This window comes from Streptomyces sp. NPDC002867, from assembly GCF_053591895.1.
The window spans coordinates 40,076-63,017 of record NZ_JBSFUR010000009.1; the positions used below are offsets into that span (position 1 = coordinate 40,076).

The 22,942-nt window shown below is 69.6% G+C and carries 24 protein-coding genes; 16 read left to right on the top strand and 8 right to left on the bottom strand.

Going from position 1 to position 22,942, the window contains the following annotated elements; all coding sequences use genetic code 11:
• Positions 1–104: 104 nt before the first annotated feature.
• The 3 genes from ACWD0A_RS11335 to ACWD0A_RS11345 all read right to left on the bottom strand — a co-directional run bounded on the left by ACWD0A_RS11335 (position 105) and on the right by ACWD0A_RS11345 (position 3,298).
• Positions 105–1,031, bottom strand: coding sequence for a carbohydrate ABC transporter permease (locus tag ACWD0A_RS11335; protein ID WP_451296878.1), 927 nt, complete (start codon positions 1,029–1,031; stop codon positions 105–107).
• Complete coding sequence (locus ACWD0A_RS11340; RefSeq protein ID WP_451296880.1) at positions 1,028–1,900, bottom strand: carbohydrate ABC transporter permease; 873 nt, start codon at positions 1,898–1,900, stop codon at positions 1,028–1,030. Before ACWD0A_RS11340 ends, ACWD0A_RS11335 begins: the two co-directional genes overlap by 4 nt.
• An 81-nt stretch (positions 1,901–1,981) precedes the next feature.
• Positions 1,982–3,298: an ABC transporter substrate-binding protein gene (locus tag ACWD0A_RS11345; RefSeq protein WP_451296882.1), complete on the bottom strand. Its 1,317-nt coding sequence runs from the start codon at positions 3,296–3,298 to the stop codon at positions 1,982–1,984.
• Between the two features lie 352 nt (positions 3,299–3,650).
• Between ACWD0A_RS11345 and ACWD0A_RS11350 the strand changes: the two genes are divergently transcribed.
• The 7 genes from ACWD0A_RS11350 (at position 3,651) to ACWD0A_RS11380 (ending at position 13,147) form a co-directional block, all read left to right on the top strand.
• Positions 3,651–4,652 (top strand): LacI family DNA-binding transcriptional regulator, encoded by a 1,002-nt coding sequence (locus tag ACWD0A_RS11350; protein ID WP_451296884.1) that lies wholly within the window; start codon positions 3,651–3,653, stop codon positions 4,650–4,652.
• A 259-nt stretch (positions 4,653–4,911) separates the two neighbouring features.
• Complete coding sequence (locus tag ACWD0A_RS11355) at positions 4,912–6,246, top strand: ABC transporter ATP-binding protein (RefSeq protein ID WP_451296886.1); 1,335 nt, start codon at positions 4,912–4,914, stop codon at positions 6,244–6,246.
• A gap of 401 nt (positions 6,247–6,647) precedes the next feature.
• On the top strand, positions 6,648–7,658 hold the full coding sequence (locus ACWD0A_RS11360; RefSeq protein WP_451296888.1) for a LacI family DNA-binding transcriptional regulator: 1,011 nt from the start codon (positions 6,648–6,650) through the stop codon (positions 7,656–7,658).
• Between the two features lie 101 nt (positions 7,659–7,759).
• On the top strand, positions 7,760–9,136 hold the full coding sequence (locus ACWD0A_RS11365) for a glycoside hydrolase family 172 protein (protein ID WP_451296890.1): 1,377 nt from the start codon (positions 7,760–7,762) through the stop codon (positions 9,134–9,136).
• Entirely contained in the window at positions 9,129–10,646 is a 1,518-nt protein-coding gene (locus ACWD0A_RS11370; RefSeq protein WP_451296892.1) for a glycoside hydrolase family 32 protein, read from the top strand. The genes ACWD0A_RS11365 and ACWD0A_RS11370 overlap by 8 nt, the downstream gene beginning before the upstream one ends.
• On the top strand, positions 10,643–11,575 hold the full coding sequence (locus tag ACWD0A_RS11375) for a carbohydrate kinase family protein (protein WP_451296894.1): 933 nt from the start codon (positions 10,643–10,645) through the stop codon (positions 11,573–11,575). The genes ACWD0A_RS11370 and ACWD0A_RS11375 overlap by 4 nt, the downstream gene beginning before the upstream one ends.
• A 168-nt stretch (positions 11,576–11,743) precedes the next feature.
• Positions 11,744–13,147: a glycoside hydrolase family 172 protein gene (locus ACWD0A_RS11380; protein WP_451296896.1), complete on the top strand. Its 1,404-nt coding sequence runs from the start codon at positions 11,744–11,746 to the stop codon at positions 13,145–13,147.
• Here the strand turns inward: ACWD0A_RS11380 and ACWD0A_RS11385 are convergent.
• From ACWD0A_RS11385 to ACWD0A_RS11395, 3 genes are all read right to left on the bottom strand, one after another.
• Positions 13,122–13,415, bottom strand: coding sequence for a putative quinol monooxygenase (locus ACWD0A_RS11385; protein ID WP_451296898.1), 294 nt, complete (start codon positions 13,413–13,415; stop codon positions 13,122–13,124). The two genes, ACWD0A_RS11380 and ACWD0A_RS11385, sit on opposite strands and share 26 nt — an antisense overlap.
• 132 nt (positions 13,416–13,547) lie before the next feature.
• Positions 13,548–14,315 carry a CbtA family protein gene (locus ACWD0A_RS11390; RefSeq protein WP_451296900.1) on the bottom strand — a complete coding sequence of 256 codons (768 nt, stop codon included), beginning with the start codon at positions 14,313–14,315 and terminating at the stop codon, positions 13,548–13,550.
• 28 nt (positions 14,316–14,343) lie between these two features.
• A complete protein-coding gene (locus ACWD0A_RS11395) occupies positions 14,344–14,568 on the bottom strand; it encodes a CbtB domain-containing protein (protein ID WP_451296902.1) in 225 nt (74 codons plus the stop codon).
• Between the two features lie 273 nt (positions 14,569–14,841).
• Here ACWD0A_RS11395 and ACWD0A_RS11400 point away from each other — a divergent pair, with 273 nt between their 5' ends.
• Entirely contained in the window at positions 14,842–15,417 is a 576-nt protein-coding gene (locus ACWD0A_RS11400; protein WP_451297192.1) for a histidine phosphatase family protein, read from the top strand.
• 26 nt (positions 15,418–15,443) lie between these two features.
• On the opposite strand, the gene ACWD0A_RS11405 is transcribed toward ACWD0A_RS11400, so the two are convergent.
• Positions 15,444–15,980 carry a hypothetical protein gene (locus ACWD0A_RS11405; protein ID WP_451296904.1) on the bottom strand — a complete coding sequence of 179 codons (537 nt, stop codon included), beginning with the start codon at positions 15,978–15,980 and terminating at the stop codon, positions 15,444–15,446.
• Positions 15,980–16,222, bottom strand: a complete 243-nt coding sequence (locus ACWD0A_RS11410) for a hypothetical protein (RefSeq protein WP_451296906.1) — start codon at positions 16,220–16,222, stop codon at positions 15,980–15,982. Before ACWD0A_RS11410 ends, ACWD0A_RS11405 begins: the two co-directional genes overlap by 1 nt.
• 108 nt (positions 16,223–16,330) lie before the next feature.
• On the opposite strand from ACWD0A_RS11410, the gene ACWD0A_RS11415 reads away from it, so the two are divergent.
• The 8 genes from ACWD0A_RS11415 (at position 16,331) to ACWD0A_RS11450 (ending at position 22,925) form a co-directional block, all read left to right on the top strand.
• Positions 16,331–16,909 carry a TetR/AcrR family transcriptional regulator gene (locus ACWD0A_RS11415; protein WP_451296908.1) on the top strand — a complete coding sequence of 193 codons (579 nt, stop codon included), beginning with the start codon at positions 16,331–16,333 and terminating at the stop codon, positions 16,907–16,909.
• A gap of 71 nt (positions 16,910–16,980) precedes the next feature.
• On the top strand, positions 16,981–17,409 hold the full coding sequence (locus ACWD0A_RS11420) for a DUF6153 family protein (protein ID WP_451296910.1): 429 nt from the start codon (positions 16,981–16,983) through the stop codon (positions 17,407–17,409).
• A gap of 85 nt (positions 17,410–17,494) precedes the next feature.
• Positions 17,495–18,127 carry a DUF305 domain-containing protein gene (locus tag ACWD0A_RS11425; RefSeq protein ID WP_451296912.1) on the top strand — a complete coding sequence of 211 codons (633 nt, stop codon included), beginning with the start codon at positions 17,495–17,497 and terminating at the stop codon, positions 18,125–18,127.
• 113 nt (positions 18,128–18,240) lie between these two features.
• Positions 18,241–19,092 (top strand): HipA family kinase, encoded by an 852-nt coding sequence (locus ACWD0A_RS11430; RefSeq protein WP_451296914.1) that lies wholly within the window; start codon positions 18,241–18,243, stop codon positions 19,090–19,092.
• On the top strand, positions 19,089–19,472 hold the full coding sequence (locus tag ACWD0A_RS11435; protein ID WP_307716640.1) for a DUF3037 domain-containing protein: 384 nt from the start codon (positions 19,089–19,091) through the stop codon (positions 19,470–19,472). Before ACWD0A_RS11430 ends, ACWD0A_RS11435 begins: the two co-directional genes overlap by 4 nt.
• Before the next feature lie 183 nt (positions 19,473–19,655).
• On the top strand, positions 19,656–20,417 hold the full coding sequence (gene fabG, locus ACWD0A_RS11440) for a 3-oxoacyl-ACP reductase FabG (protein WP_307716641.1): 762 nt from the start codon (positions 19,656–19,658) through the stop codon (positions 20,415–20,417).
• 17 nt (positions 20,418–20,434) lie between these two features.
• A complete protein-coding gene (locus tag ACWD0A_RS11445) occupies positions 20,435–21,217 on the top strand; it encodes an SDR family oxidoreductase (RefSeq protein ID WP_451296916.1) in 783 nt (260 codons plus the stop codon).
• A gap of 127 nt (positions 21,218–21,344) precedes the next feature.
• Complete coding sequence (locus ACWD0A_RS11450) at positions 21,345–22,925, top strand: ABC transporter substrate-binding protein (protein ID WP_451296918.1); 1,581 nt, start codon at positions 21,345–21,347, stop codon at positions 22,923–22,925.
• Positions 22,926–22,942 lie beyond the last annotated feature (17 nt).

Sequence of the window (22,942 nt, forward strand, 5' to 3'; positions counted from 1 at the left end):
CGGCTCCTGGACGAAGGATCGGGGTGTCCGTGTGTCCCGGTGCGGGCACCGACGCCCGCACCGGACGGAGCACACGGTCGTGCGGATCGGCTCCTTTCGACGGCTCAGCGGATCGCGCCGGCGGTCATGCCCGCGATGACCTGACGCTGGAAGACCGCGTAGATGATCAGCTGAGGGACGAGCACGAGGGTCGCGGACGCCATCATCGCGCCGTAGTTGACGCTGTAGACGCCCTGGAACTGGGAGATCCCGAGCGAGATCGTCGTCAGCTCCGGCTTGTTGATCAACGTCACCGCGAAGGGGAACTCGTTCCACACGTAGATGACGTTGAGGATGGCGAGGGTGGCGACGACCGGGCGCATCAGCGGGAACACGACCTTCCACGCCATCGACCACAGCCCCACCCCGTCGATGACCGCCGCCTGCTCGATCTCCTCGGGGAACTCGCGAAGGAACCCGGTGAGGAGAAGGATGTTGAAGGGGATCGAGACGGCGATGTACGGCAGGATCAGCGCGGCATGCGTACCGAACAGACCCAGCGCGATGTCGAGCCGGTACACCGGGAAGAGCAGAATGTATACGGGTACGGCCAGGCCGGCCAGGAGGTAGTACCTCGTCGCGTTCTGGACGCCGCGTCGTCCGCTGCGGAAGACCATCCGCGTCAGGGCGAAGGCGGCCATGTAGGAGATGACCAGGCCGATGGTCACGGAGAACACCGCCAGGATCAGCGTGTTCTTGTACATGATCATCAGGTCGAGCGTTTCGAGGGCCTGTCGGTAGTTGGCGAGGCTGAGATCCGACAGGGAGAACGGGTGCGCCAGGATGTTCTCGTTGGTCTGGAACGACAGGAGCATGATCCAGAGCAGCGGCAGCAGGATCACGAAGGTGATCAGATAGGCGAGGGCCGAGGCGATGACGCGGCCGCGGCGCGGGCGCCGGCCCGGCAGGGACTTGGCGGGCAGGGACTTGGCGTGAGACGCGGTGCGCCGGGTGCTCGTCGTTGCGGTGCGTGGGGTGCTCGTCGTCTTCACGCCGCAGCCCTCCTCTTGAGACCGAACAGAGTGGCGACGGCGGCGACGACGCCGATGACGAACACCACGACTGCCAGCGCCATGCCGTAGCTGTACTGCAGTGTGGTGAAGGTGACGTGGTACATGTAGCTCACCATGACCTCGGACAGATGGACCGGGCCGCCGCCGGTCAGGGCGTAGACCAGCTCGAAGATCTTGAAGACGCCGGTCACGACGAGGGCCGTGCAGATTCCGAACGACTCCCGCAGCATCGGCACCGTGATGTACCGGAGTTGCTGGAAGCGCGTCGCCCCGTCGAGGGTGCTGGCCTCCATCACGTCACGCGGCAGCATGCGGATGGCGGCGTAGAGGATGGTGACGATGAAGCCGATCTGCTGCCACAGATAGACGAACGCGACGGAGTAGGGGCTGAGGGTGCTCCCTCCGATCCACTGCGGCTGGACGGCTGTGCCGACCGCCTGCAGTACCGCGTTGACCAGGCCGATCTCGGGGTCGAGGATGAAGATCCAGATCAGCCCGACGAGAATCGGTGCCACGATCGCCGGCGCGAAGACGAGTGGCCTGAGGATCGCGCTTCCCTTGACGTCGCCGCTGAGCAGGACCGCCAGGAGGAACGCCAGGGGGACCAGGAGCGTCACCGCGACGCCGAGGATGATCCCGGTGTTCTGGACCGAGGTCCGGAACACCGTGTCCTGCGCCATCTCGCGGTAGTTGTCGAGTCCGGAGAACGTCGCCGGTGAGACGCCGTCGTAGCTGGTGAAGCTGTAATAGACCGAGTACAGGATCGGGTAGACCATGTACACGGTGTAGAGGAGCAACGCCGGCGCGATCATGAGGGTGAAAGTCCGGCGTGTGGTGAGCCAGTTCATGCTGTCCTTGCCATTCGGACCAGGGTGGGCGGCCCCGGTCGTCTCCGGACGGCGTTCGCCGTCGGCTGCCTTGTGCGTCGGCTACGTGAGGGTCCGCTGAACGAGCTGCACGGCGTCCTTCGGACTCATCGCACCGGACATCACGCCGTAGAGGCTGTCGTACATGGCGTTGGCGGTCTCGGCCGAGACGACCAGGTCCGGCTGTGCCTTGGGGCTCGACAGGTCCTGCCGGGCGGCCTCCTCGAGCACGGCCCAGAACACGGAGGACTTGGCCTTGTCCACGATCGGCACGTAGGTGGTGACGGGCGGCTGCGCATTCTCGACCAGGATCTGCTGGCCCTCGTCGCTGTAGTAGAACTGGAGGAACTTCTTGACGGCCGCGTACTTCTTCGGGTCCTTCTTGACCTCGGCGCTGGCGACGAGCGGCGCCGAGGGGGCGTTCATCACCAGGTTCTGGTCGCCGACGCCGTCGGAGAAGGTGGGACCTGCCCAGAAGCCGACGTTCTTGCCGACGGGGCTCTCCTGGATCTTCGCGGCGTCCCACACCCCGGAGTCGAGGAAGGCGGCCTGTCCGGAGGTGAACGAGGCGACGGCCTGGGTGTAGGTCTGCGTCGTCATGTTCGGAGGAAAGGCGCCGGCCTTGGCCAGGTCTTCGATGTGCTCGTACAGGCGCAGGAAGTCGGGGTTGTCGTAGCTCTGCTTCTTGTCGAGGATCGCCTGGTACTTGTCCTCGTAGCCGAAGCGGTCGAGCATCGTGAGGAAGGCCCATACGCTGAACGAGGAGTTGTTCGCGCCCTGGGCGATCGGCACGACGCCCTTGGCCTTCAGCTTCTTCACCGCGGCGAGCAGGTCGTCGTGGGTCTTGGGGACGGCGATGCCGTGCTCGTCCAGGATGGCCTTGTTGTAGTAGAAGCCGGTGACCAGCGCCTGGTAGGGGACGCCGTACTGGACGTTCCCCTGCTTGAAGCCCGAGAGCATATGGGGGGCGAACTTGGCGTCCAGCTTCTTCTCGGCGAGGACCGGCTGCAGATCGAGCAGGTCGCCGTTCTTCGCCATGTTCTTCGCCAGCGCGTTGTAGACCCAGAAGACCTCGGGCAGGGTGTCGCTCTGCGCCGCGATCGTCATCTGCTGCTGGTGCTGCTCCATCGGCCGGCCGACGAGCTTGACCTTCATCGTCGGGTTCTTCGTGTTGAACGCCTGGACGAGTTCGTACGTCGCGGGGTCCTGCTGCTGGATGTTCGGGTTGTGCATCGCCAGGGTGATCGCCCCGTCGGCGGAGGCGCCACCGGAGTCCGAGCCGCATGCCGTCACCATCGCGGCCGTCAGGGCCGTCGCCGTGACACCGCTTGCGAGCCGACGTATCCGCGGGGAGCGAGATCTGTCGGTCTCGCGTGTCATCGTTGACATAGTGCTGCACCTTTCACTGACATCTTCTGAGGCGGGGTCTGCTGACTGCACCGAGATGAGCGGCCCGGATCGGCTGCTGGAGATGGCTTGGTGACGGCCGGCGCGGGGCTCTTGTGAGCGAGGCTCGCCGGGCGGGGCAAACGTTTCGATGAAAGATACTCGGCCGGATTCGCGTGTCAAGACTGTGTACCAACGGGATTTCCGTACTGCGGGGATACGGCTCACCGCACCGCGCGGGATGCCGTCGGGCGCTGATCAACGGCCCTCGCGCCCGTTGACGGCGCTGTCGAGGCATGCCATCTTTTGCGTAAACGTTTCGATTACGTAAGGCGGAGATGGGCGAGTGGCAACGATCGTCGACGTCGCGCAGATGGCGGGCGTCTCCACGTCCACCGTGTCTCACGTCCTCAACGCGACGCGCCCCGTCCGGGAGGACACCCGAGCGCGCGTCGAGGCGGCGATCCGGGCCACGGGATACCGGCGCGACAGCGTGGCCCGGGCCATGCGCCGGGCACGGACCGACTCGATCGGCCTCGTCGTGTCGGACGTGACCCAGCCCGCCTTCGCCGAAATGGTCCGGGGCGTCGAACACGAGGCGACTGCCGCCGGCCTCACGCTGCTGCTCGCGAACTCGGGCGAGGACCCCGCGCGCGAGCGCCGTGCGCTGGAGGTGCTGACCGAGCGCCGGGTGGACGGCCTGATCATCGCCCCGGTCGGCCGTTCACACCGCAAGGAGATGGCGGACATCCAGCAGCGGGGCACCCCTTTGGTCCTCATGGACCGGCTGGGGGGCCTGCGCGCCGACCAGGTGGGCGTCGAGAACACCGCCCCCATGCGCGACGTGGTCCTGCACCTCGTCGAGCACGGTCACCGGCGCATCGCGCTGGCGGCCGGCGACGCCTCGGTCCCGACCATCGCCGAGCGGCGGCAGGGCTACCTGGACGCCCTCGAGGAGGCGGGCATCGAGGCCGACGACTCGCTGATCCTCATGGGCAGCGGTCTCGCGCCCGACACCCGGCACAGCATGACCGGGCTCTTCCAGGAGCCGGACCGTCCGACGGCCGTGGTGGCGGTGAGCACCGAATCCGCCGTCGGCGTGCTCCAGGCGGCACGGGCGCTGGATCTGCACACCCCGCGCGACTTCGCGTTCGCCGCCTTCGACGGCTTTCCGAACGCGGACCTGTTCCGGCCTCGGATCAGCACCATCACGCAGCCCGCGTACGAAATCGGCAGCACAGCCATGCAGCTCCTGCTCGGCCGCCTGGAGGACGACACCAACAGCTACCGCTCCGTCCGGCTGGCGCCCGAGATCACGTACCGGGAGTCGTGCGGCTGCCCGGACTGACCCGGCGCCACCGATCGGACGTCGCCTATCCGGAGCGCGCGTCCGGTGGCGGTACGGAGCGTCAGGCGGCGGGGGAGGCCAGTCCCCCGCCGCCTTGCAATCAGCGACTGACACATCACTGAAAGGCAGATGGTAATGCCCTCCCTCCGGTCACCCCTGCCCCTCTTGCTGATCCGGCGCATTGTGCCGATCCGACGCACCTCGGCGATCCGGCGCGCCGGACCTCGCCCCGCGGGCCCTTGCCGCCAGGCGGCACCAGATGACACGGGCCGTCTCCCTGCGCGGCGTCAGCAAGACCTACGCTCGCGCCGCCACTGCCGTCGACCGGTTCTCGCTCGACATCGCACCGGGAGAGTTCCTGGCCCTGCTCGGCCCCTCGGGCTGCGGCAAGTCCACCGTCCTGCGCATGATCGCGGGCCTGGAGGACATCACCGAGGGCGAGCTGCTGCTGGACGGCGCGTACGCCAACGACGTGCCACCGCGCGAACGCGGCATGGCCATGGTGTTCCAGAACTTCGCGCTCTACCCGAACATGACGAACCGGCACAACATCGGTTTCCCCCTCAAGCTGCAGCATCCGCACGAGGACCACAGTGCGCGCATCGAGGCAACCGCCCGGATGCTCGGGATCGACGACACCCTGGACTCCTACCCGAATCAGTTGTCCGGCGGCGAGCGCCAGCGCGTCGCCATGGGCCGGGCCCTCTCCCGGCAGCCGTCCGTCTTCCTGATGGACGAGCCGCTGTCCAACCTGGATGCCAAGCTCCGTAACCATCTGCGGGCCGAAATAGCCAAACTGACCGCGGATCTGGGCGTCACCACGATCTATGTGACACACGATCAGGCCGAGGCGATGTCGCTCGGCGACCGGGTCGCGGTGATGCGCGCCGGTGTGCTCCAGCAGGTGAGCACTCCGCGGGAGACCTATGCGCTGCCCGCGAACGTGTTCGTCGCCGCCTTCATCGGCACTCCTCGCATCAATCTGCTCCAGGCCGTCGTCCACGCGCCGCTGGGGGAACGGATGTGTGTCGAACTCGGCCGGCAGAGACTGCCGCTGGCCGAACCGCTCAGCAGCGACCACCAGTTGTTGCGCATCCAGCAAGGGCGGCCGGTCGTCGTCGGACTGCGCCCCGAGGCCGCCCGCATCGCCCCGCCCAGCCACGCCCGGCCCGGCGAGGTCCCGCTGACCGGCGTCGTCGAGCACACGGAGTACCAGGGCCACGAGGCCCTGGTGCATCTGAACACGGGCTCGCGCCGTGCGGTGGTGCCCGATCTGGAATCGGCGCGGCCCGGTCCCGGCCGTCGGGGCCGTACGCCCGGCCGTCTCGGACGGATCAAGGAGCGAGCCCGGGCGCACGCAAAGCCCCAGGCGTCCGCGCCGGACGGGTCGAAGGACCGGGCGCCGGGCGCGCACGCCCCGGATCGGGGCACGATCACGGCCGGCGACCTGGTGCTGCGTACGGGACCGGACGTACGGCTGCGGGCAGGCGCCCAGGTGCCGCTGCTCGTGGACCTCGGGCAGCTGTACGTCTTCGACCGCCGCGGCCGCCGCATCTGCCCCGCTCCGACCGAGACTCCGGGCCTGTACGAGTAGGACGCGACGCGGTGCGTTCCCGGCGCCCCTCCTGTGCCCGGAGGGGCGCGGCACCCCGGTGCCGGGGGCCACGGGGATGGTCCCTGCGCCGGGCGCTGGGTGCGCGGGGACACCTCCCACGCAGGAGGCCGCGGGGGAGTACAAGGCACGCGTTGCCCCCGGCGCTTGAGGCACAGGGGCCCGGGGCCTGCGTGCAGCCCCGAGCCCGTGGAAGGGCTCACCCCGAGTGAAGCGACCACCGGCAGCAACGACCAACGGCCCCTGCCCTGGTGAGCCGCGACGCCGTAAGCGTCCACGGCGAACAAGGGAGTTGAGGCATCCGACGCCTTGACACCCGTCGCGGCACGCGACAACAATCGGCGCAAACGTTTCGCGCAAACGTTTCGATTAAGGGAGGTGACGTGGCGACCATCGTCGATGTGGCGCAGTTCGCCGGGGTGTCCATCTCGACCGTCTCGCACGTCGTGAACGGCACCCGGCCGGTGGCGGAACGGACCCGCAGGCGGGTGCTGAAGGCCATCGAGCAGACCGGCTACCGCCAGGACACGCTCGCCCGGTCGCTGCGCCGCGCACGCAGCGACTCCATCGGACTCGTCGTCTCCGACGCCGGCCAGCCCACGTTCGCCGACATGGTCCGGGGCGTCGAGCACGAGGCGGCCCAGGCGGGATACACGCTGCTCCTCGCGCACTCGGGGGAGGATCCCGCCCAGGAGACCCGATCGGTCCAGGCACTGGCGGCCCGCCGGGTGGACGGCCTCATCGTCGCCCCGGCCGCACAGTCGACGGGCAGGGAGACCGAGGCCGTGCGCCGCAGCGGGACGCCAGTGGTGATCCTCGACCGGATCGGCGAGCCCGGGACCGGCGACCAGGTCGGCGTGGACAACACCACGCCGATGCGCGAACTCGTGGAGCACCTGCTCGGGCACGGCCACCGCGGCATCGCCCTGGCCGCCGGAGATCTCGCGGTCTCCACCATGGCCGAGCGCCACCGCGGCTATACGCAGGCGCTTCGGGCAGCAGGCATCGAGCCGGACCCCGAGTGGGTGATCACCGGGTCGGGACTGGCGGGGGAAACCCGCCTTTCGGCCCTGCGCATGCTCGGCGGCGAAGGGAGGCCGGAAGCAGTGGCCTGCGCCAGTACCGAAACAGCGGTCGGAGTCATGGAGGCCGCCGCGGAGATCGGCCTGCGCATCCCGAGCGACCTCAAGCTCGCGGTGTTCGACGGCTTCCCGCAGTCCGACCTCTTCGAACCCCGTATCACCACTGTTGTGCAGCCGGCCTTCGACGTGGGAGTCGCCGCGATGACCCTGCTGCTGCGACGGGTGAACGGCGACACCAGCGACGCGAGCGAGACGATCCGCCTCACGCCGCGTGTCATCTACCGCACCTCGTGCGGCTGCACCACTGGATAGCGCACCACTGGATAACCCCTCAGCGGGCGGTGGCGGAGGCCAGTCCACACCGTCCGAACGATCCGACATCAGCGACTGACACCACGAAAGGCATTCCCCCCATGTCTACTCCCCTTGGCGATCTGACCCGCCGGAAGGCGGCGCGCAGCGCCCGTACGTCGAGCTGGGACCAGCGCGGCCGCAACCAGGACTACTGGACGACCCCCGCGCACTCCAGCCGGGTCCTCGCCGACCTGGAAGGCCCGGGCCAGATCACGCACATCTGGATGACGCAGTTCTGCCGGAAGACACTCGGACCCGGTCTGATCGACCCGCTGGAGGCGGACACCGTCGCGCCGGTCATGGAGATCCACAACGCGCTCGGCGTCAACTGGGAGGAGCCGGACCCCGACTACTACCGCAAGGTCCTGATCCGCATCACCTGGGACGACGAGGAGGAGCCGGCCGTCCTCGTGCCGCTCGGCGACTTCTTCGGCGTGGGCCACTGCATGCCCAACAGCTACCAGTCGGCGCTCTTCACGGTCTCGGCCAAGCCCGAGGAGTCCCTGATCTTCGGCGGCAGCGCCGCGCTGAACTGCTGGGCGCCGATGCCGTTCAACAAGCGGGCCCGCATCGAGCTGGTCAACGAGAACGACCTGCCGATCCAGCAGTACTTCTACATCGACTACGAGCTGTTCCCCGAGGAACTGCCCGAGGACACCCTCTACTTCCACGCCCGCTGGAACCGCAGCAACCCGTGCAACGGCTGGGCCCCGGACATCCAGACCAACAGCCCCGAGGTGAACATCGTCGATGTCACCGGCGAGGACAACTACGTCATCCTCGACACCGAGGGCACCGGCCACTACGTCGGCTGCAACCTCTCCGTCCACCACCGGCAGGGCAGTTGGTGGGGCGAGGGCAACGACATGATCTGGATCGACGACGACTTCCTGCCCGACGGCTCCACCGTCTGGCCGCCTTCCCTGCACGGCACCGGCACCGAGGACTACTTCAACCACGCCTGGGGCATGCAGAAGAACGCCTATCTCTACCACGGAGCGATCCTCCACGAGGCCGACGTCCCGGGCTACTCCGTCAACTACCGTTTCCATGTGACCGATCCGGTCCGCTTCGAGGAACGCATCAAGGTCTCCATCGAGCACGGCCACGGCAACCATCTGAGCGACGACTGGGCCTCGACCGCCTACTGGTACCAGACGCTCCCCTCGCCGAAGGCGTCCATACCGCCGCTCGAGCAGCGCCTGCCGGTACGCCCCGCCGGCCTGCCCATGCCCACCCCGGCGCCCCGCGCCGGCGCCGTCGCCGAGGAGATCGCCCAGATGCGTGAACGCTACCGGGCCCGTTTCGAACGGCACATGGAGCACCTCGCCGAGCGCACCCGCCTGCGCGGGGAGCGTTCGCTGCAGGAGTCCGAGGCCAACACCAAGCAGGCCGCGGACGTGCGGCACCGCTACGACGAGCGCACCCGTGGCTGACCCCGTGGACGCCGTCGAACGGCCCCCTGCCGTGTCCGCTCCGCCGGGGGACCCGCACTTTCCCGCGCTGCACCTGCGCCCGCCGCACAACTGGCTGAACGACCCCAACGGGCTGGTCTTCCACGACGGCCACTACCACGTCTTCTTCCAGTACAACCCGGGGAGCGCCCGCCACGCCGACATGCACTGGGGGCACTTCCGCAGTGCCGACCTCCTCACCTGGGAGCTGCTGCCCATCGCCCTGGCCCCCACCTCCGACGGGGAGGATGCCGGGGGAGTCTGGTCCGGCAATGCCGTCGAGGCGGACGGCGAGCTCGTCGCCTTCTACTCGGCCCGGCACCCCGACCGCTGGTACCAGCCGGTCGCCCGGGCGGTGTCCCGGGACGGCGGTCTGACCTTCACCAAGCACGAGCGGCTGCTCGTCGCCGAACCGCCCGCCGGGACCAGCATGTTCCGCGACCCCTTTGTGTGGCGGGACGGCGAGCGCTGGCGCATGGTCGTCGGCGCCGCCCTGGAGGACGGTCGCGGGGCGGCCGTGCAGTACTCCTCGACCGACCTGGTCGAGTGGGAGGACCAGGGCGTCTTCCTGGCCCGGGCGCCCGAGCCGCTGCCCGGCGGTGGCAACACCGAGGAGGGCTGGGAGTGCGCCCAGTACGCGTACTTCCCCGACGGCCGCGGGGTGGTGCTGGTCAGTGCCTGGGACCCGGACGAAGGGGCGCTGTGCACGGCGGCCTGGCCGGGTCACGAGGAGAACGGGGCGTTCGTCGCCGGCTCTCCCCGCCGTCTCGACCACGGACCGGACTTCTACGCGCCGGCGCTGCTGCCCGCCCCCGACGGCCGCTGGCTGATGTGGGCCTGGATCTGGGAGGCACGGGACGAGGAACGGGTCGGCGCCCCCAGCGCGTGGACGGACGAGGTGGGCTGGGCCGGGATGCTGTCCCTGCCGCGTGAGGTGACCCTCGGCGACGACGGGGAAATCCTGCAGCGTCCCGCCCGGGAGGTCGACCGGCTGCGCCGGGACTGCCGTTTCGCCGCGACGGGTGAGGCGCGCGCCGATCGGCCTGCCGACCTGGGCGGGATCGGTCCCGCCTGCGACATCGTCGCCCGCCTCGGAGCCGCAGGAGGACTGCGGCTGATCACCGACGCGGCCGGCGGCGAGTACCTGGACATCGTCCGCGACCCGGACACCGGCGAGGTGGTCGTCGACCGGTCCCATGCCTCGCTCGAACCGCGTGCCAAGGGCGGCAGTTGGCGCCTGCCCGCGCAGCCGGGGCCGGTGGACCTCCGTGTCGTCCTCGACCACTCCGTCGTCGAGGTGTTCACGGCCGACGGACAGGCGCTCAGCCTCCGCTTCTACCCCGTCGGCGGCACCCCGTGGCGCCTGCAGGCGACGGCCACGGGCACGGGTCCGGCCCACTACGCCGTCGAGGCATGGGACCTCGCCGGCGTGCAGATCCACGACAAGCGGCCGGAGGGCGACAGGCGGCCGGAATCGGAGCGGGCGTCATGACCGCCGTCGTCATCGGCGAGTCGCTGGTCGATCTCGTGTGGCGCAGCGGGGGCACAACGATCACCCCCATCCCGGGCGGCAGTCCCGCCAATGTCGCGGTCGGCCTGCACCGCCTGGAGCGTCCCGTCCGCCTCACCTCCTGCTGGGGCGACGATCCGCCCGGCGTGCTGGTGCGTGACTACCTGTACGCCACCGGTGTGCCCATCGACCGTACGGAATCCGCCTCGGGCCGCACCACCCTGGCCCTGGCCTGCGTCGACGACGCCACCGGTGCCGCCACGTACGACTTCCTGGCCACCTGGGATCCGCTGCTGCCGGAGTTGCCGTCCGATGCCACGCTCCTCCACACCGGTTCACTGGCCATCGTGGTGGAGCCGGGTGCCGGCCGCGTCGTGCGGGCCTGTCGCGCGATCCGGTCCCGGCCCGGCGGAGCAGTCGCCGTGGATCTGAACGTACGTCCCGGTGTCCAGCCGGACCGGGCCGCCTACCGGCGTGCGGTCGAGCGGATCGTGGCGACCGCCGATGTGGTCAAGGCGAGCGACGAGGATCTGGCCTGGCTGTATCCGGACCGGCAGCCGGTCGACGCCGCCCGTGACCTGCTCGGCATGGGCCCCCGCCTGGTGGTGACCACGATCGGCGCCGAGGGCGCCCGTGGTCTCCTCGCCGGCGCGGAGGTCACGGTGGCGGCGCCACCGGTGAAGGTCGTCGACACCATCGGCGCGGGCGACGCCTTCCAGGCGGCGCTGCTCGCGGGGCTGCTCCGGCCCAGGGAGGACGGCACCCACCGGGTGCACCTGCCCGAGGACCGGGACGCCCTGGGGCAGCTGCTGCGCCAGGCCGTGACCGCCGGCGCGCTCGCCTGCGCACAGGCCGGCGCCCAGCCGCCCACCCGGGCACAGCTGGACGCCGCCCTCGGCGTCGCTCCGTAGCACCGGCAGCGTGCGGACCTTCCGTACGGCAGGCCGTCCTCGGCGGACGGCCTGCCGTACGGGGTGAACCGCCCCTTGGAGGTCTTCGCGGACCGGGGCCGCGACACCGGTCCCCGGTCCGCCGAACACCCCTTGCCTTCCCACCACTTCACCGGGAGACGCATGCCCATGTCCGTTCCCTCCTTCTCCCTCGGAGACGACCTGCTCGGCCGGGCTGCCAAGCGCCGCCGGGCCCGCTCGGCGCGCGTGGCCAGCTGGGACCACACCGGCCTGAACGAGGACGCGTTCGTCGTCATGCCGGGCGAGACCGCGGTCCTGGCCGACCTCGAAGGTCCCGGGGCCATCACCCACCTCTGGTTCGTCCAGGGCTGCCGGCTCGTTCTCGGCCCCGGCCTGTTCGACGCCCGGCAGGCCGGCACCGCGATGGTCGAGTTCAACAACGCCCTCGGCTACAACTGGGAGGTCAACGACCCCGACTACTACCGCAAGGTCGTCATTCGCATGTACTGGGACGACCAGGAGCACCCCAGCGTCGTCGCACCGCTCGGCGACTTCTTCTGCGTCGGCAACTCCCTGCCGGCGAGCTTCCAGTCGCTGCCTTTCACCGTCTCCGTCAAGGAGGACTCCGAGCGCAGGTTCGGCGGTCCGGCCGCCTTCAACTGCTTCCTGCCCATGCCGTTCAACTCCCGGGCCCGTATCGAGGTCGAGAATCAGGGAGACGTGGCGTACATGCAGTACTTCTACGTCGACTACGAGCTCTACGCCGAGGACCTGCCCGAGGACACCCTCTACTTCCACGCCCAGTGGCGCCGCAACAACCCGTGCGACGGCTGGGGGCCGGACCTCCAGGTCAACAGCCTGGAGACCCAGGTCCCCAACCTGGACGGCAGGGACAACTACGTCATCCTCGAGACCGAAGGCGCCGGCAACTACATCGGCTGCAACCACACGGTCACCCACTTCACCGGGACATGGTGGGGCGAGGGCGACGACATGATCTGGATCGACGACGACTTCCTCGCCGACGGCAGCACCCGCTGGCCGCCCAGCATGCACGGCACGGGAGGGGAGGACTACTTCAGTCACGGCTGGGGGATGCAGAAGATCAATTACCCCTTCCACGGCACGATCGTCCACGAGGACGACGTCCCCGGCTACCAGATCAGCTACCGCTGGCACCTGGCCGACCCGCTCCGCTTCGAGGAGCGGATCAAGGTCACCATGGAGCACGGCCACGCCAACCATCTGTCGGACGACTGGGCCTCGACCGCGTACTGGTACCAGACCCTCCCCGGACCCCGCTTCGACGTCCCACCGGTCGGGCTGCGTCTCCCGCGCCGCCCGGACACCCCGTCGATGAAGGACCTCCCGGCCCCCGACCGTGGCCGTCTCGACGCTCTTCGCACGGCGATGTACGAGCAACGCGACGCCCGGATGGCCGACTTCGCGGCGCAGCGTCAGGAATGGCTCGAGCGCCGCGCCGAGGAGTCGCGGCAGCGGTCGGCGAGCAACGCGGAGTACGCACGCGAGGTACGGCGCCGGTTCCTCAGCCGAGCGGGGTCAGGAACGTGAGCACGGACTCCTTCTCGTTGATCAACGGCTGGAGCTCCGTGTTGAAGGGCTTGCCGTAGGGCGCTGCCAGATGGGCCCGGAAAGCGGCCTCGTCCTCGTACACCTCGAAGATCCAGTACGCCAGGGGATCGGCTTCCTTGGTGTACACCTCGAACGCCAGGTTCCCGGGCTCCTCACGGACGCGAACGGCGTAGTCCTTGACCAGCTCGGCGACGCGTTCCTCGTTTCCGGGGCGCACGGTGAACTCGGCCAGCAGCGTCTTCTTCATGCCCTGTTTCCTGTCTCTCGCCGGCGACACCGGCATGGCGGGACGGTGCGGGGCGGGGGGCCGGTTCCGGCACTCCGCCCCGCACCGTCGACGTACCCGCTGGGGCCGGTCGGCTTCCTTGGCCGCATCGACTCAGTGCGCCGCTGCGGCTCTGCGGGATTCGCCCCCAGCCTGTGCCTCACCGGCGCGCCGCGGAACGAGCAGCCGTTCCACGAGGTGGCCGAAGATCAGTCCGAACCCGGCCCAGAGGGAGAGCTGGGTGGCGAGGGAGCCGAGGCGGAACTGCCAGAGGACAGCAGCCGGGAAGCCCTCCGGCGCCTCGTTGAACGACGGCAGGAAGGCGTAGGCGAGACCAATGGCGACGACGAATCCGGCCACGGCAGCGACGGTCGCGTTCCAGTTGCCCAGCCGGGGCGCCAGCCGCTTGCCGAGAATGACCGCGGCGACAGCGAGCAGCACGCTGAGCGCTATCAACAGGAAGTACAGGGCCGTGCGCCGGCCGATCGTGCCGGGATCCCCGACAGCCGGCGGATTGGCCGGGTACTTCAGAAAGGGGACGACGCAGACGGTCAGCGCCGCGCCCAGCGAGATCAAGCCCGCGGTTGCACGCGGGCCGATGCGGCCGATGCGACCGAGCGCGACGCAGAACGCCAGGGCGGCGATACCGCCCAGGGCGACGCCGGCCAGCAGGATGCCGGTGGCGAGTCCGGCCGTGGACTGCACGGCACGGCTGACGAGTTCCTCCTCGCCATGGCCGTGGCTGCCCTGTTCCTCGAAGGCGATGGCCGCGTCCACGGGAGACTCGCCGAGCAGATAGGCGACGGCGAAGGCGAGCACGCCGGCGAGGAGACCGGCGAGCATGCCGCGTACGAGCAGGGCTCTGACGGGTACGGAGTTCATGAGTGGCTACCTCTGACTTCGGCGGTTGTCAGTGGCAGGGGAAGCCGAGCAGATGACGGCCGTCGTGGACCCACTCGTGGACGCTCTCGCCGGAGAGGAGTGCGACGGCGCCCTGTTCCGCGCCGACGAAGTACAGGACGACGAGCATGAGGACGCCGGCGAACAGCGCCCAAGGGGCGATCGCCTTCAGCGAGATGGGGGTGATGGCCGGTGCGGCGGGGGTGGCCGGCGCGGGGGCAGCGGAGAGTGCCATGGCAGAACCTCCTGGGGAACACGCGTCCCGATCGTTGGTGCCTTGGACGACGGTGGCGGGTCTGACTCGCCTGTCCCGATCTCGTACGCGAGGACAGGCTTCACAGTGGCGCGACCGTGCCGGATTCTCACCGGACTTCCGTCACACCGTCGTCATGTCCACGTGAAAGTACCGCGTCGCGACCTGCGGCGCCACGGCGCGCGGGCCCGTACTCGTGTGCCCTTAGTCTCTATGCGACACGGAAGGGGAGGGGGAGAGATGCCGGTACGCGTGATGCTGGTGGCACCCGCCGTCAATGAGGGTTTGCGCCAAGCGCGTTTCGGTGGGGACAGTCCCCTGGACGAGGTCGGGCAGCAGCAGGCGCGCGCGGCTGCAGCCGGGCTTCCCCCGTCGACCACGCAGACGTCTTCCCCCTCGCTCCGCTGTCGTCAGACCGCCACCGTGCTCGGTCTGGACGCCCGGTCCCTGACGGAGTTGGACGATCTGGACATGGGGCGCTGGCACGGGAGGTCGCTGGAAGAAGTGACCGAGTCGGAGCCGCGGGCAGTTGCCACCTGGCTCTCGGACCCCGATGCGGCGCCTCACGGGGGTGAGTCGTTGACCGGGCTCGTCGGTCGCGTCGGCGCCTGGCTGAACGACCGTGCCGACGGCACGGAAAGGGTGCTGGCCGTGGTGGAACCGGCGGTGATCCGCGCGGCCCTCGTCCACGCACTGGGCCTTCCGCCGCAGGTGTTCTGGCGGCTCGATGTACGGCCGCTGTCACTGACCGAGATCACCGGCCGGGCCGGGCGCTGGAACCTGCACTGCGGAAGGCCGTTGGCTCCGGTCGCAGCGACCACCGGGCCGTGAGGATTTCGCTGCGGACGCGCCCAGGGCTACCTCACGGAGACCGCAGTGTTCCGGGTGCGCTCGTTGTGCCGCTGCTCCTCCTGCTTGCGCCACCCGTACCGGGTCAGGCCCTTCGGCTTGAACACCGAGAGGATCACGATGAGGAGCAGGACCACCAGCCCGCCGACGGAATGGGGCAGCGTGCCCGGCAGCTCGCGGGGGTCGGCGGTGCTTGCCGCTGTCTCTGCCAGGTGGCTCACGGTCCGTGTCTCGATCAGCAGGACGGTGGCGGCGAAGACGGTGAGGAGGAGTTTGACCAGCACCCAGTAGTGCCGGAGCAAGCCCCATGGGGTGCCCAGGGCGTTGACGATGCCGATGAGGACCGACGCGAGGGCGAGGGGGACGATGGCGTACAGCACCGTCACTTCCATCGCGGCATAGGCGCCACGCACCGTCGACGCGTCCTGCCCGGTCACCGCCGTGACGTCGAGAGCGAGGTAGGCGAAGACGGCACCGAGCCAGCCGACCGAGGTGGTGACGTGGGCGGTGAGGACCGCCTTGCGGAGGCGCGGCGGCATGGCCATCAGCGGTGTGCCTCCGGTGCGTACGCGGCCGGGTGGCCGCCGGACGTCTGGATCACGGTGACGCCGGTCGACGGTGTCTCTCCGATGCCCGTGTGCCGGCCGGGGCCGTGGTCGCCGCCGAGGCCGGTGAGCTTCACGACCACGGCCAGCAGGATCAGGACGCCGACGACGACGGCGGACACCTTCGCCCAGCGTGGCGCCTTGGGTGGGCCGCTGTGGGGGGACGGGGACGGGTCGGCCATGAGATGTCCTCCACGGGTGCCGGATCTTCGAGCACCGGGCAGTTTACGAGACACTCTGTCTCTATCACGTCAACATGTCACGACAGCGTCGACCCGTACAATGCAGGGGTGCCCAAGCTGTGGAACGAGACGATCGCGACGCACCGCCACGCGGTACGTGAAGCGATCCTGGAAACTACCTGGGAGCTGGTGGCCGAGCGCGGTCTGATGTCGGTGACGATGACGCAGATCGCCGAGAAGGCCGGGATCGGGCGCGCGACGCTGTACAAGTACTTCCCGGACGTCGAATCGATCCTGGCGTCCCACCACGAACGCCACGTCGCCGCCCACCTGGAACAGCTTGCCGAACTCAGGGACGGGCCCGGCGACCCCGGCGAGCGGCTCGAAGCGGTGCTCGGGCGCTATGCGCTCATCTCCCACCACCGCGGGCGGCACGGCACCGAGGAGCTCTCGGCGCTCCTGCACCGCGGCGAGCACGTCACCCGTGCGCAGCAGCAGCTCGTCGACGTTTTCCGCGATGTGCTGGCCGAGGCCGTGGCGAGCGGTGACCTCCGGGACGACGTCGCACCCGACGAGCTCGCGCGCTACTGCCTCCATGCCCTGACCGCAGCCGGTTCCCTGCCCTCCGAAGCTGCGGTCCGCCGACTCGTCGCGGTCACTCTGGCCGGGCTTCGCCCCGCGCGTTGAACCATCGGTCTGTGTGATGTCCGGGACGGTGCTGTCGGCGACGGTGAAGGGGCCCGATTACGATGCGGGGCATGAGTCAGCAGGCGTGGCGCGTGAACCGGCCCAGTGGGGTCCGGGCGTACGTGCTGCTCGTGCTGGCTGTGCTGGCCGGTGTGGTGGCCATGCACGGACTGGGGCCCACCGTCCCGTCGGCGCCCTCCCATGCCGCCCACAGCGCGCACCCGACCGCCATGGCCGGGGTCCTGGAGCACGCCGGCGCTTCAGGCTGTGCTGAGTGCCTTCACGTCGATCACGGCAACGGCGATGCGGGCGGACACGCGGAGCATGCCGACGCCACGTGTGCGGCCGGCGGCACGGCCGGAGCGCCCGCGCTTCCTGCCCTGGCTCTGTCCGGCTCCGCCATGTGCCCGACCTCGGACATGGCCACAGCCGTTCCCGCGGCGACGCTGGGCGGTCGCGCTCCGCCTTCGCTGAGCGAACTGCAACTCCTGCGCATATAGGCCGTCTTGGCGTGCCCGGTCACCGTGACCGGCGCGTCTTCGACAGCCATGCCTGATCCCGTGAAGACACAGGAGTCGCACCACCATGACCGCACACCGTTCCATGATCCGCCGTGCCGCCGCTGTGGCGGCCGCAGGAGCAGCCGCCGTCGTACTCGCCGCCTGCGGCGGGGGAGGCGACATCTCGTCCGGCCACGGCGGCCACGACAAGTCCCCGACGCCGACCGCGTCGGCCTCCGCCCGCCAGGGGGACCACAACGCGGCGGACGTCGCCTTCGCGAAGGGGATGATCCCTCACCACCGGCAAGCGATCGAGATGGCCGACCTGGCGGAGTCCCGCGCAGGGTCCGCGGAGGTCAAGGCGCTGGCCGCAGAGATCAAGAAGGCGCAGGACCCGGAGATCAGGACGCTGTCCGGGTGGCTCACGTCCTGGGGTGAGGAAGTCCCCGAGGAGGGCGAGGGCGGCGAGCACGCCGGGCACTCCATGTCCGGGATGATGACCGCCGAGGAGATGACCGAGCTGGAGAAGGCGTCCGGCGAGGCCTTCGACACCGCATTCCTCGAGATGATGGTCAAGCACCACGAGGGTGCCGTCGAGATGGCCAGGACGGAACAGTCCGACGGCTCGTACCGGCCCGCCAAGGACATGGCCGGCGACATCATCACGTCCCAGAGTGCCGAGATCACGCGCATGAACGAGCTGCTCGGCAAGAACTGACCGCCGGAGCGTCACCGAGCGGGGACGGCCCACCCGTCCCCGCTGCCTCCAGGCCAAGCGCCCCCGGTTCGGTCCATGGATTTCCAGGAGACCAGGCCGGATAACCTGGAGCAATGCTCTCCGAAGTCACAGCGACCCGCTACGTCACGCCCTTGCGTGAGGGCGGTTCGCTCCCCGGGATCGTCGAGGCCGACGATCTCGGCACCTACGTCATGAAGTTCACGGGCGCGGGGCAGGGCCGCAAGACCCTGGTCGCCGAGGTCGTCTGCGGGCAGCTCGGGCGGCGCCTGGGGCTGCGCGTCCCCGACCTCGTCGCCATCCAGCTCGACCCCGTCATCGGACTCTCCGAGCCCGACCAGGAGGTGCAGGAGCTGCTCAAGGCCAGCGGCGGCCTCAACCTCGGCATGGACTACCTGCCCGGGTCGCTCGGCTTCGACCCGCTCGCCTACGAGGTCGACGCGCGGGAGGCGGGCAGGATCGTCTGGTTCGACGCCCTGATCAACAACGTCGACCGCTCCTGGCGCAACCCCAACATGCTCGTCTGGCACGGGGATCTGTGGCTCATCGACCACGGCGCCACCATGATCTGGCACCACAACTGGCCGGGCGCCGCCGCCTCCGCCGACAAGCCGTACGACGCCTCCGACCACGCGCTGGCGCGCTTCGGTCCCGACATCGCCGCGGCCGCCGCCGAGCTCGCGCCCCGCGTCACCGAGGAGCTGCTGACCGAGGTCGCGGCCGACGTGCCCGACGAGTGGCTGGTCGACGAGCCCGGCTTCGACTCCACGGACGCCCTGCGCCGCGCCTACGTCGAGGCGCTGCTGCCGCGTGCGGCGAGCATCCACGAGCGCATCACCCTGGACGCCCCCGCGAAGCCCAGGCAGCCGCAGCCGCCCGGCTGGCTGACCGAGCACCTGACGGAGTGGCCGCACCCGGCCAAGAAGAGCAAGGACGCCGACCGGTGAGCGAGAGGGACGTATTCGAGTACGCGCTGCTGCGCGTGGTGCCCCGGGTCGAGCGCGGGGAGTGCTTCAACGCGGGTGTCGTCGTGTACTGCCGGGCGAGGACCTTCGTGGCCGCCCGCACCCACCTGGACGTGGCCAAGCTGAAGGCCCTCGACCCCGACGCGGACGTCACCGGCGTGCGCGCCGCGCTGCACGCCGTCGAGGGTGTCTGCCGGGGCGGGGAGGACGCGGGACAGGCGGGGCGCGACGACGCCGGGCGGCGCTTCCGCTGGCTGATCGCCCCCCGGTCCACCGTCGTCCAGCCGGGCCCCGTGCACACCGGTCTGACGCTCGACCCCGAGGCGGAGGTGGAGCGGCTGCTGGACCTGCTGGTGCGCTGAGAACCCGTCCGAGCCGGTGTGATGTCCGACGCCGCGCCCTGGTGCCGTTGACACCGGGTGCCAGGGCTTCTAGCGTCCTTTCTGCCGAGGTACTAAGCGGTCGCTCAGCGCATGAGCCGGGAGCGGCCGCCCCGGGGACCCGGCTTAGGCATTTGACGGGCTTCAAGGGCGAGGAGAACCAGAATGTCCACCACCGAGCAGCGCGTGGCTGTCGTGACCGGAGCCGCGCGCGGCATTGGCGCCGCCACCGCCGTCAGGCTGGCGGCCGAGGGCCGCGCCGTGGCCGTACTCGACCTCGACGAGGCCGCGTGCAAGGACACGGTCGAGAAGATCACCGCGGCCGGCGGCAAGGCCGTCGCCATCGGCTGCGACGTCTCCGACGCCGCCCAGGTGGAGGCCGCCGTCGCCCGCGTCGCCGAGGAGCTCGGTGCGCCCACGATCCTGGTCAACAACGCCGGCGTGCTCCGCGACAACCTGCTGTTCAAGATGAGCGAGTCCGACTGGGACACGGTGATGAACGTGCACCTCAAGGGCGCGTTCCTGATGGCCAAGGCGTGCCAGAAGCACATGGTGGACGCCGGCTTCGGCCGTATCGTCTCGCTCTCGTCGTCCTCCGCCCTGGGCAACCGGGGCCAGGCCAACTACTCCGCCGTCAAGGCGGGTCTGCAGGGCTTCACCAAGACCCTGGCCAAGGAGCTCGGCAAGTTCGGCATCACGGCCAACTCCGTCGCGCCGGGCTTCATCGTCACCGAGATGACCGCCCAGACCGCGGCCCGGATGGGCATGGGCTTCGAGGAGTTCCAGGCCGCGGCGGCGAGCCAGATCCCCGTCCAGCGGGTCGGCCGCCCCGAGGACATCGCGAATGCGATCGCCTTCTTCACGGGCGACGACGCCGGCTTCGTCTCCGGCCAGGTCATGTACGTGGCCGGCGGCCCGCTCAACTGATACGGGGGACGACGGACATGGCAGAGGTACACGGAGCAGGGGAGCGGCACGTGCCGGACAGCGGAAGGGTCGCACTGGTCACCGGTGGGAGCCGGGGCATCGGATACGGCATCGCCGAGGCGTTCGTCGCCCGCGGCGACCGGGTGTGCATCACCGGGCGCGGTGAGGAGGCGCTCAAGGAGGCCGTCGAGCGGCTCGGAGCCGACCGGGTCATCGCGGTGGCGGGCAAGGCCCACGACGAGGCGCACCAGGCGGCCGCGGTCGAACGCACCATGGAGGCGTTCGGCCGGGTGGACTTCCTGGTGAACAACGCGGGTACGAATCCGGTCTACGGTCCCATCGCCGATCTCGACCTGAACGTGGCGCGCAAGGTCTACGAGACCAATGTGATCTCGGCGCTCGGCTTCGCCCAGCAGACCTGGAAGGCCTGGCAGAAGGAGAACGGCGGTGCGATCGTGAACATCGCCTCCATCGCCGGCGTCTCCGCGTCCCCGTTCATCGGCGCCTACGGCATGAGCAAGGCGGCCATGGTCAACCTGACCCTCCAGCTGGCGCACGAGTTCGCGCCGGTCGTACGGGTCAACGCGATCGCCCCCGCGGTGATCAAGACCAAGTTCGCCGAGGCCCTGTACGAGGGCCGCGAGGCCGAGGCGGCCGCCGCGTACCCCATGCGCAGGCTCGGGGCGCCCGAGGACATCGGCGGCGCGGCCGCGTTCCTCACCTCCGACCAGGCGGGTTGGATCACGGGACAGACACTCGTCGTGGACGGCGGTATGTTCCTCAACGCAGGTGTGCACTGACGCCCACCGGACCAGCCTGAGCGGTTTTGTGCCGCAATGATCCAAGTGCCCCGCCGGACCACCAGGTTGCTCCGGTGGGGCGCTGCGGTATGGTCTGCCGACCCATGGCTGAACGAGGAGCGTGCACGTGTTCTACCGGACCTGTCTGCAGGCCGCTGCAGCCCTAGCGTCCATATCTCTGCTGGCGGGATGCGGCCTTTTCTCCGACGAGGACTCCGGCGGTGAGCGGAAGATAGCGGTCGGCACGACGAGTGAGCCCAGCACACTCGACCCGGCCGCGGCCTGGGACGGCTCGTGGGAGCTGTACCGGAACGTCTTCCAGACCCTGGTCAGCTTCCCGACGGGCTCCACGACCCCGCAGCCGGACGCGGCGGAGGGCTGCCGCTTCACCGACGCCGCCAACAAGGTCCTCGAGTGCAAGCTCCGCTCCGGACTGTCCTTCACCAACGGTGAGAAGCTGGACGCGGCGGCGGTCAAGCACTCCATCGACCGGATCAGGACGATCGACGCACAGGGCGGTCCCGTCGGACTGCTCGGGTCCCTCGACAGGATCGAGGCGACCGACGACCGCACGGTGACCTTCCGGCTCAAGACGTCGGACGCCACGTTCCCGTTCATCCTCGCCACCCCGGCCATGTCGATCGTCCCGCCCTCGGAGTACCCCGCCGACAAGCTCCGTGAGGACGGGAAGCTGACCGGCTCCGGCCCGTACGCCCTGGACTCCTACGCCAAGGGCGAGCACGCCGAGCTGAGCCGGTTCAGCAAGTACAAGGGCTTCGCCAAGATCCAGAACGACGCCGTCACGATCCGGTACTACCAGGACTCGGACGTGATGATCCAGGCGCTCAAGGACCGGGAGATCGACGCGATCAACCGTGGCCTGACCGCCGAGGAGGTCGTCGAGCTCCAGGAGAAGAAGCCGGAGAACGACCACCTCCAGCTTGTCGAGACCGTCGGCGCCGACATCCGCTACCTGGTCTTCAACCCGAAGGACCCCTACGCGGGCAAGCTCGCCGTACGCCAGGCGATCGCCCAGGTCATCGACCGCGGGGCGCTGGTCGAGAAGGTCTACCACGGTACGGCCGAGCCGCTGTACTCGATGGTCCCCAAGGGCATCGCCGGCCACACCACCGGGTTCTTCGACCGCTTCGGCGAGCCCAATGTGACCAAGGCCAGGGAGACCCTGGAGGAGGCCGGGATCACCGAGCCGGTGCCGCTGACCTTCTGGTACACCACGGACCGCTACGGCTCGTCCACCGCGCCCGAGTTCGCCGAGCTCAAGCGGCAGCTCGACGAGACGGGCCTGTTCAAGATCACGGTCCAGGGCAAGCCCTGGACGGAGTTCCAGGCGGGCTACCAGGCCGGCGAGTACCCGGTCTTCGGCCGAGGCTGGTTCCCCGACTTCCCGGACCCCGACAACTTCATCGCTCCCTTCGTCGGCCCCAAGAACGTGCTCGGTACCCCGTACAACAGCCCCGAGATCACCGAAGAGCTGCTGCCCCAGTCCCGGCGCGAGAGCGACCGCGGGGCGGTCACCAGCCAGTTCGAGCGGGCCCAGGAGATCCTGGTCCAGGACGTGCGGCTGCTCCCCCTCTGGCAGGGCAAGCTGTACGTGGCGGCGAACGAGGAGATCGGCGGCGGCGAGCGTGCCCTCGACCCGCAGACCGTCATGCAGATGTGGGAGCTGTACCGCAAGAAGAGCTGGTAAGCGGATTGTCAGTGGCG

Bases quoted from the DNA above. Each gene is read 5' to 3' on its own strand.
- ACWD0A_RS11355 (WP_451296886.1), top strand. From the start codon at position 4,912: ATGACACGGGCCGTCTCCCTGCGCGGCGTCAGCAAGACCTACGCTCGC.
- ACWD0A_RS11340 (WP_451296880.1), bottom strand. From the start codon at position 1,900: ATGAACTGGCTCACCACACGCCGGACTTTCACCCTCATGATCGCGCCG.
- ACWD0A_RS11445 (WP_451296916.1), top strand. From the start codon at position 20,435: ATGGCAGAGGTACACGGAGCAGGGGAGCGGCACGTGCCGGACAGCGGA.
- ACWD0A_RS11425 (WP_451296912.1), top strand. From the start codon at position 17,495: ATGACCGCACACCGTTCCATGATCCGCCGTGCCGCCGCTGTGGCGGCC.
- ACWD0A_RS11365 (WP_451296890.1), top strand. From the start codon at position 7,760: ATGTCTACTCCCCTTGGCGATCTGACCCGCCGGAAGGCGGCGCGCAGC.
- ACWD0A_RS11430 (WP_451296914.1), top strand. From the start codon at position 18,241: ATGCTCTCCGAAGTCACAGCGACCCGCTACGTCACGCCCTTGCGTGAG.
- ACWD0A_RS11380 (WP_451296896.1), top strand. From the start codon at position 11,744: ATGTCCGTTCCCTCCTTCTCCCTCGGAGACGACCTGCTCGGCCGGGCT.
- fabG (WP_307716641.1), top strand. From the start codon at position 19,656: ATGTCCACCACCGAGCAGCGCGTGGCTGTCGTGACCGGAGCCGCGCGC.
- ACWD0A_RS11400 (WP_451297192.1), top strand. From the start codon at position 14,842: ATGCTGGTGGCACCCGCCGTCAATGAGGGTTTGCGCCAAGCGCGTTTC.
- ACWD0A_RS11420 (WP_451296910.1), top strand. From the start codon at position 16,981: ATGAGTCAGCAGGCGTGGCGCGTGAACCGGCCCAGTGGGGTCCGGGCG.
- ACWD0A_RS11345 (WP_451296882.1), bottom strand. From the start codon at position 3,298: ATGACACGCGAGACCGACAGATCTCGCTCCCCGCGGATACGTCGGCTC.
- ACWD0A_RS11385 (WP_451296898.1), bottom strand. From the start codon at position 13,415: ATGAAGAAGACGCTGCTGGCCGAGTTCACCGTGCGCCCCGGAAACGAG.
- ACWD0A_RS11395 (WP_451296902.1), bottom strand. From the start codon at position 14,568: ATGGCACTCTCCGCTGCCCCCGCGCCGGCCACCCCCGCCGCACCGGCC.
- ACWD0A_RS11375 (WP_451296894.1), top strand. From the start codon at position 10,643: ATGACCGCCGTCGTCATCGGCGAGTCGCTGGTCGATCTCGTGTGGCGC.
- ACWD0A_RS11405 (WP_451296904.1), bottom strand. From the start codon at position 15,980: ATGGCCATGCCGCCGCGCCTCCGCAAGGCGGTCCTCACCGCCCACGTC.
- ACWD0A_RS11410 (WP_451296906.1), bottom strand. From the start codon at position 16,222: ATGGCCGACCCGTCCCCGTCCCCCCACAGCGGCCCACCCAAGGCGCCA.
- ACWD0A_RS11390 (WP_451296900.1), bottom strand. From the start codon at position 14,315: ATGAACTCCGTACCCGTCAGAGCCCTGCTCGTACGCGGCATGCTCGCC.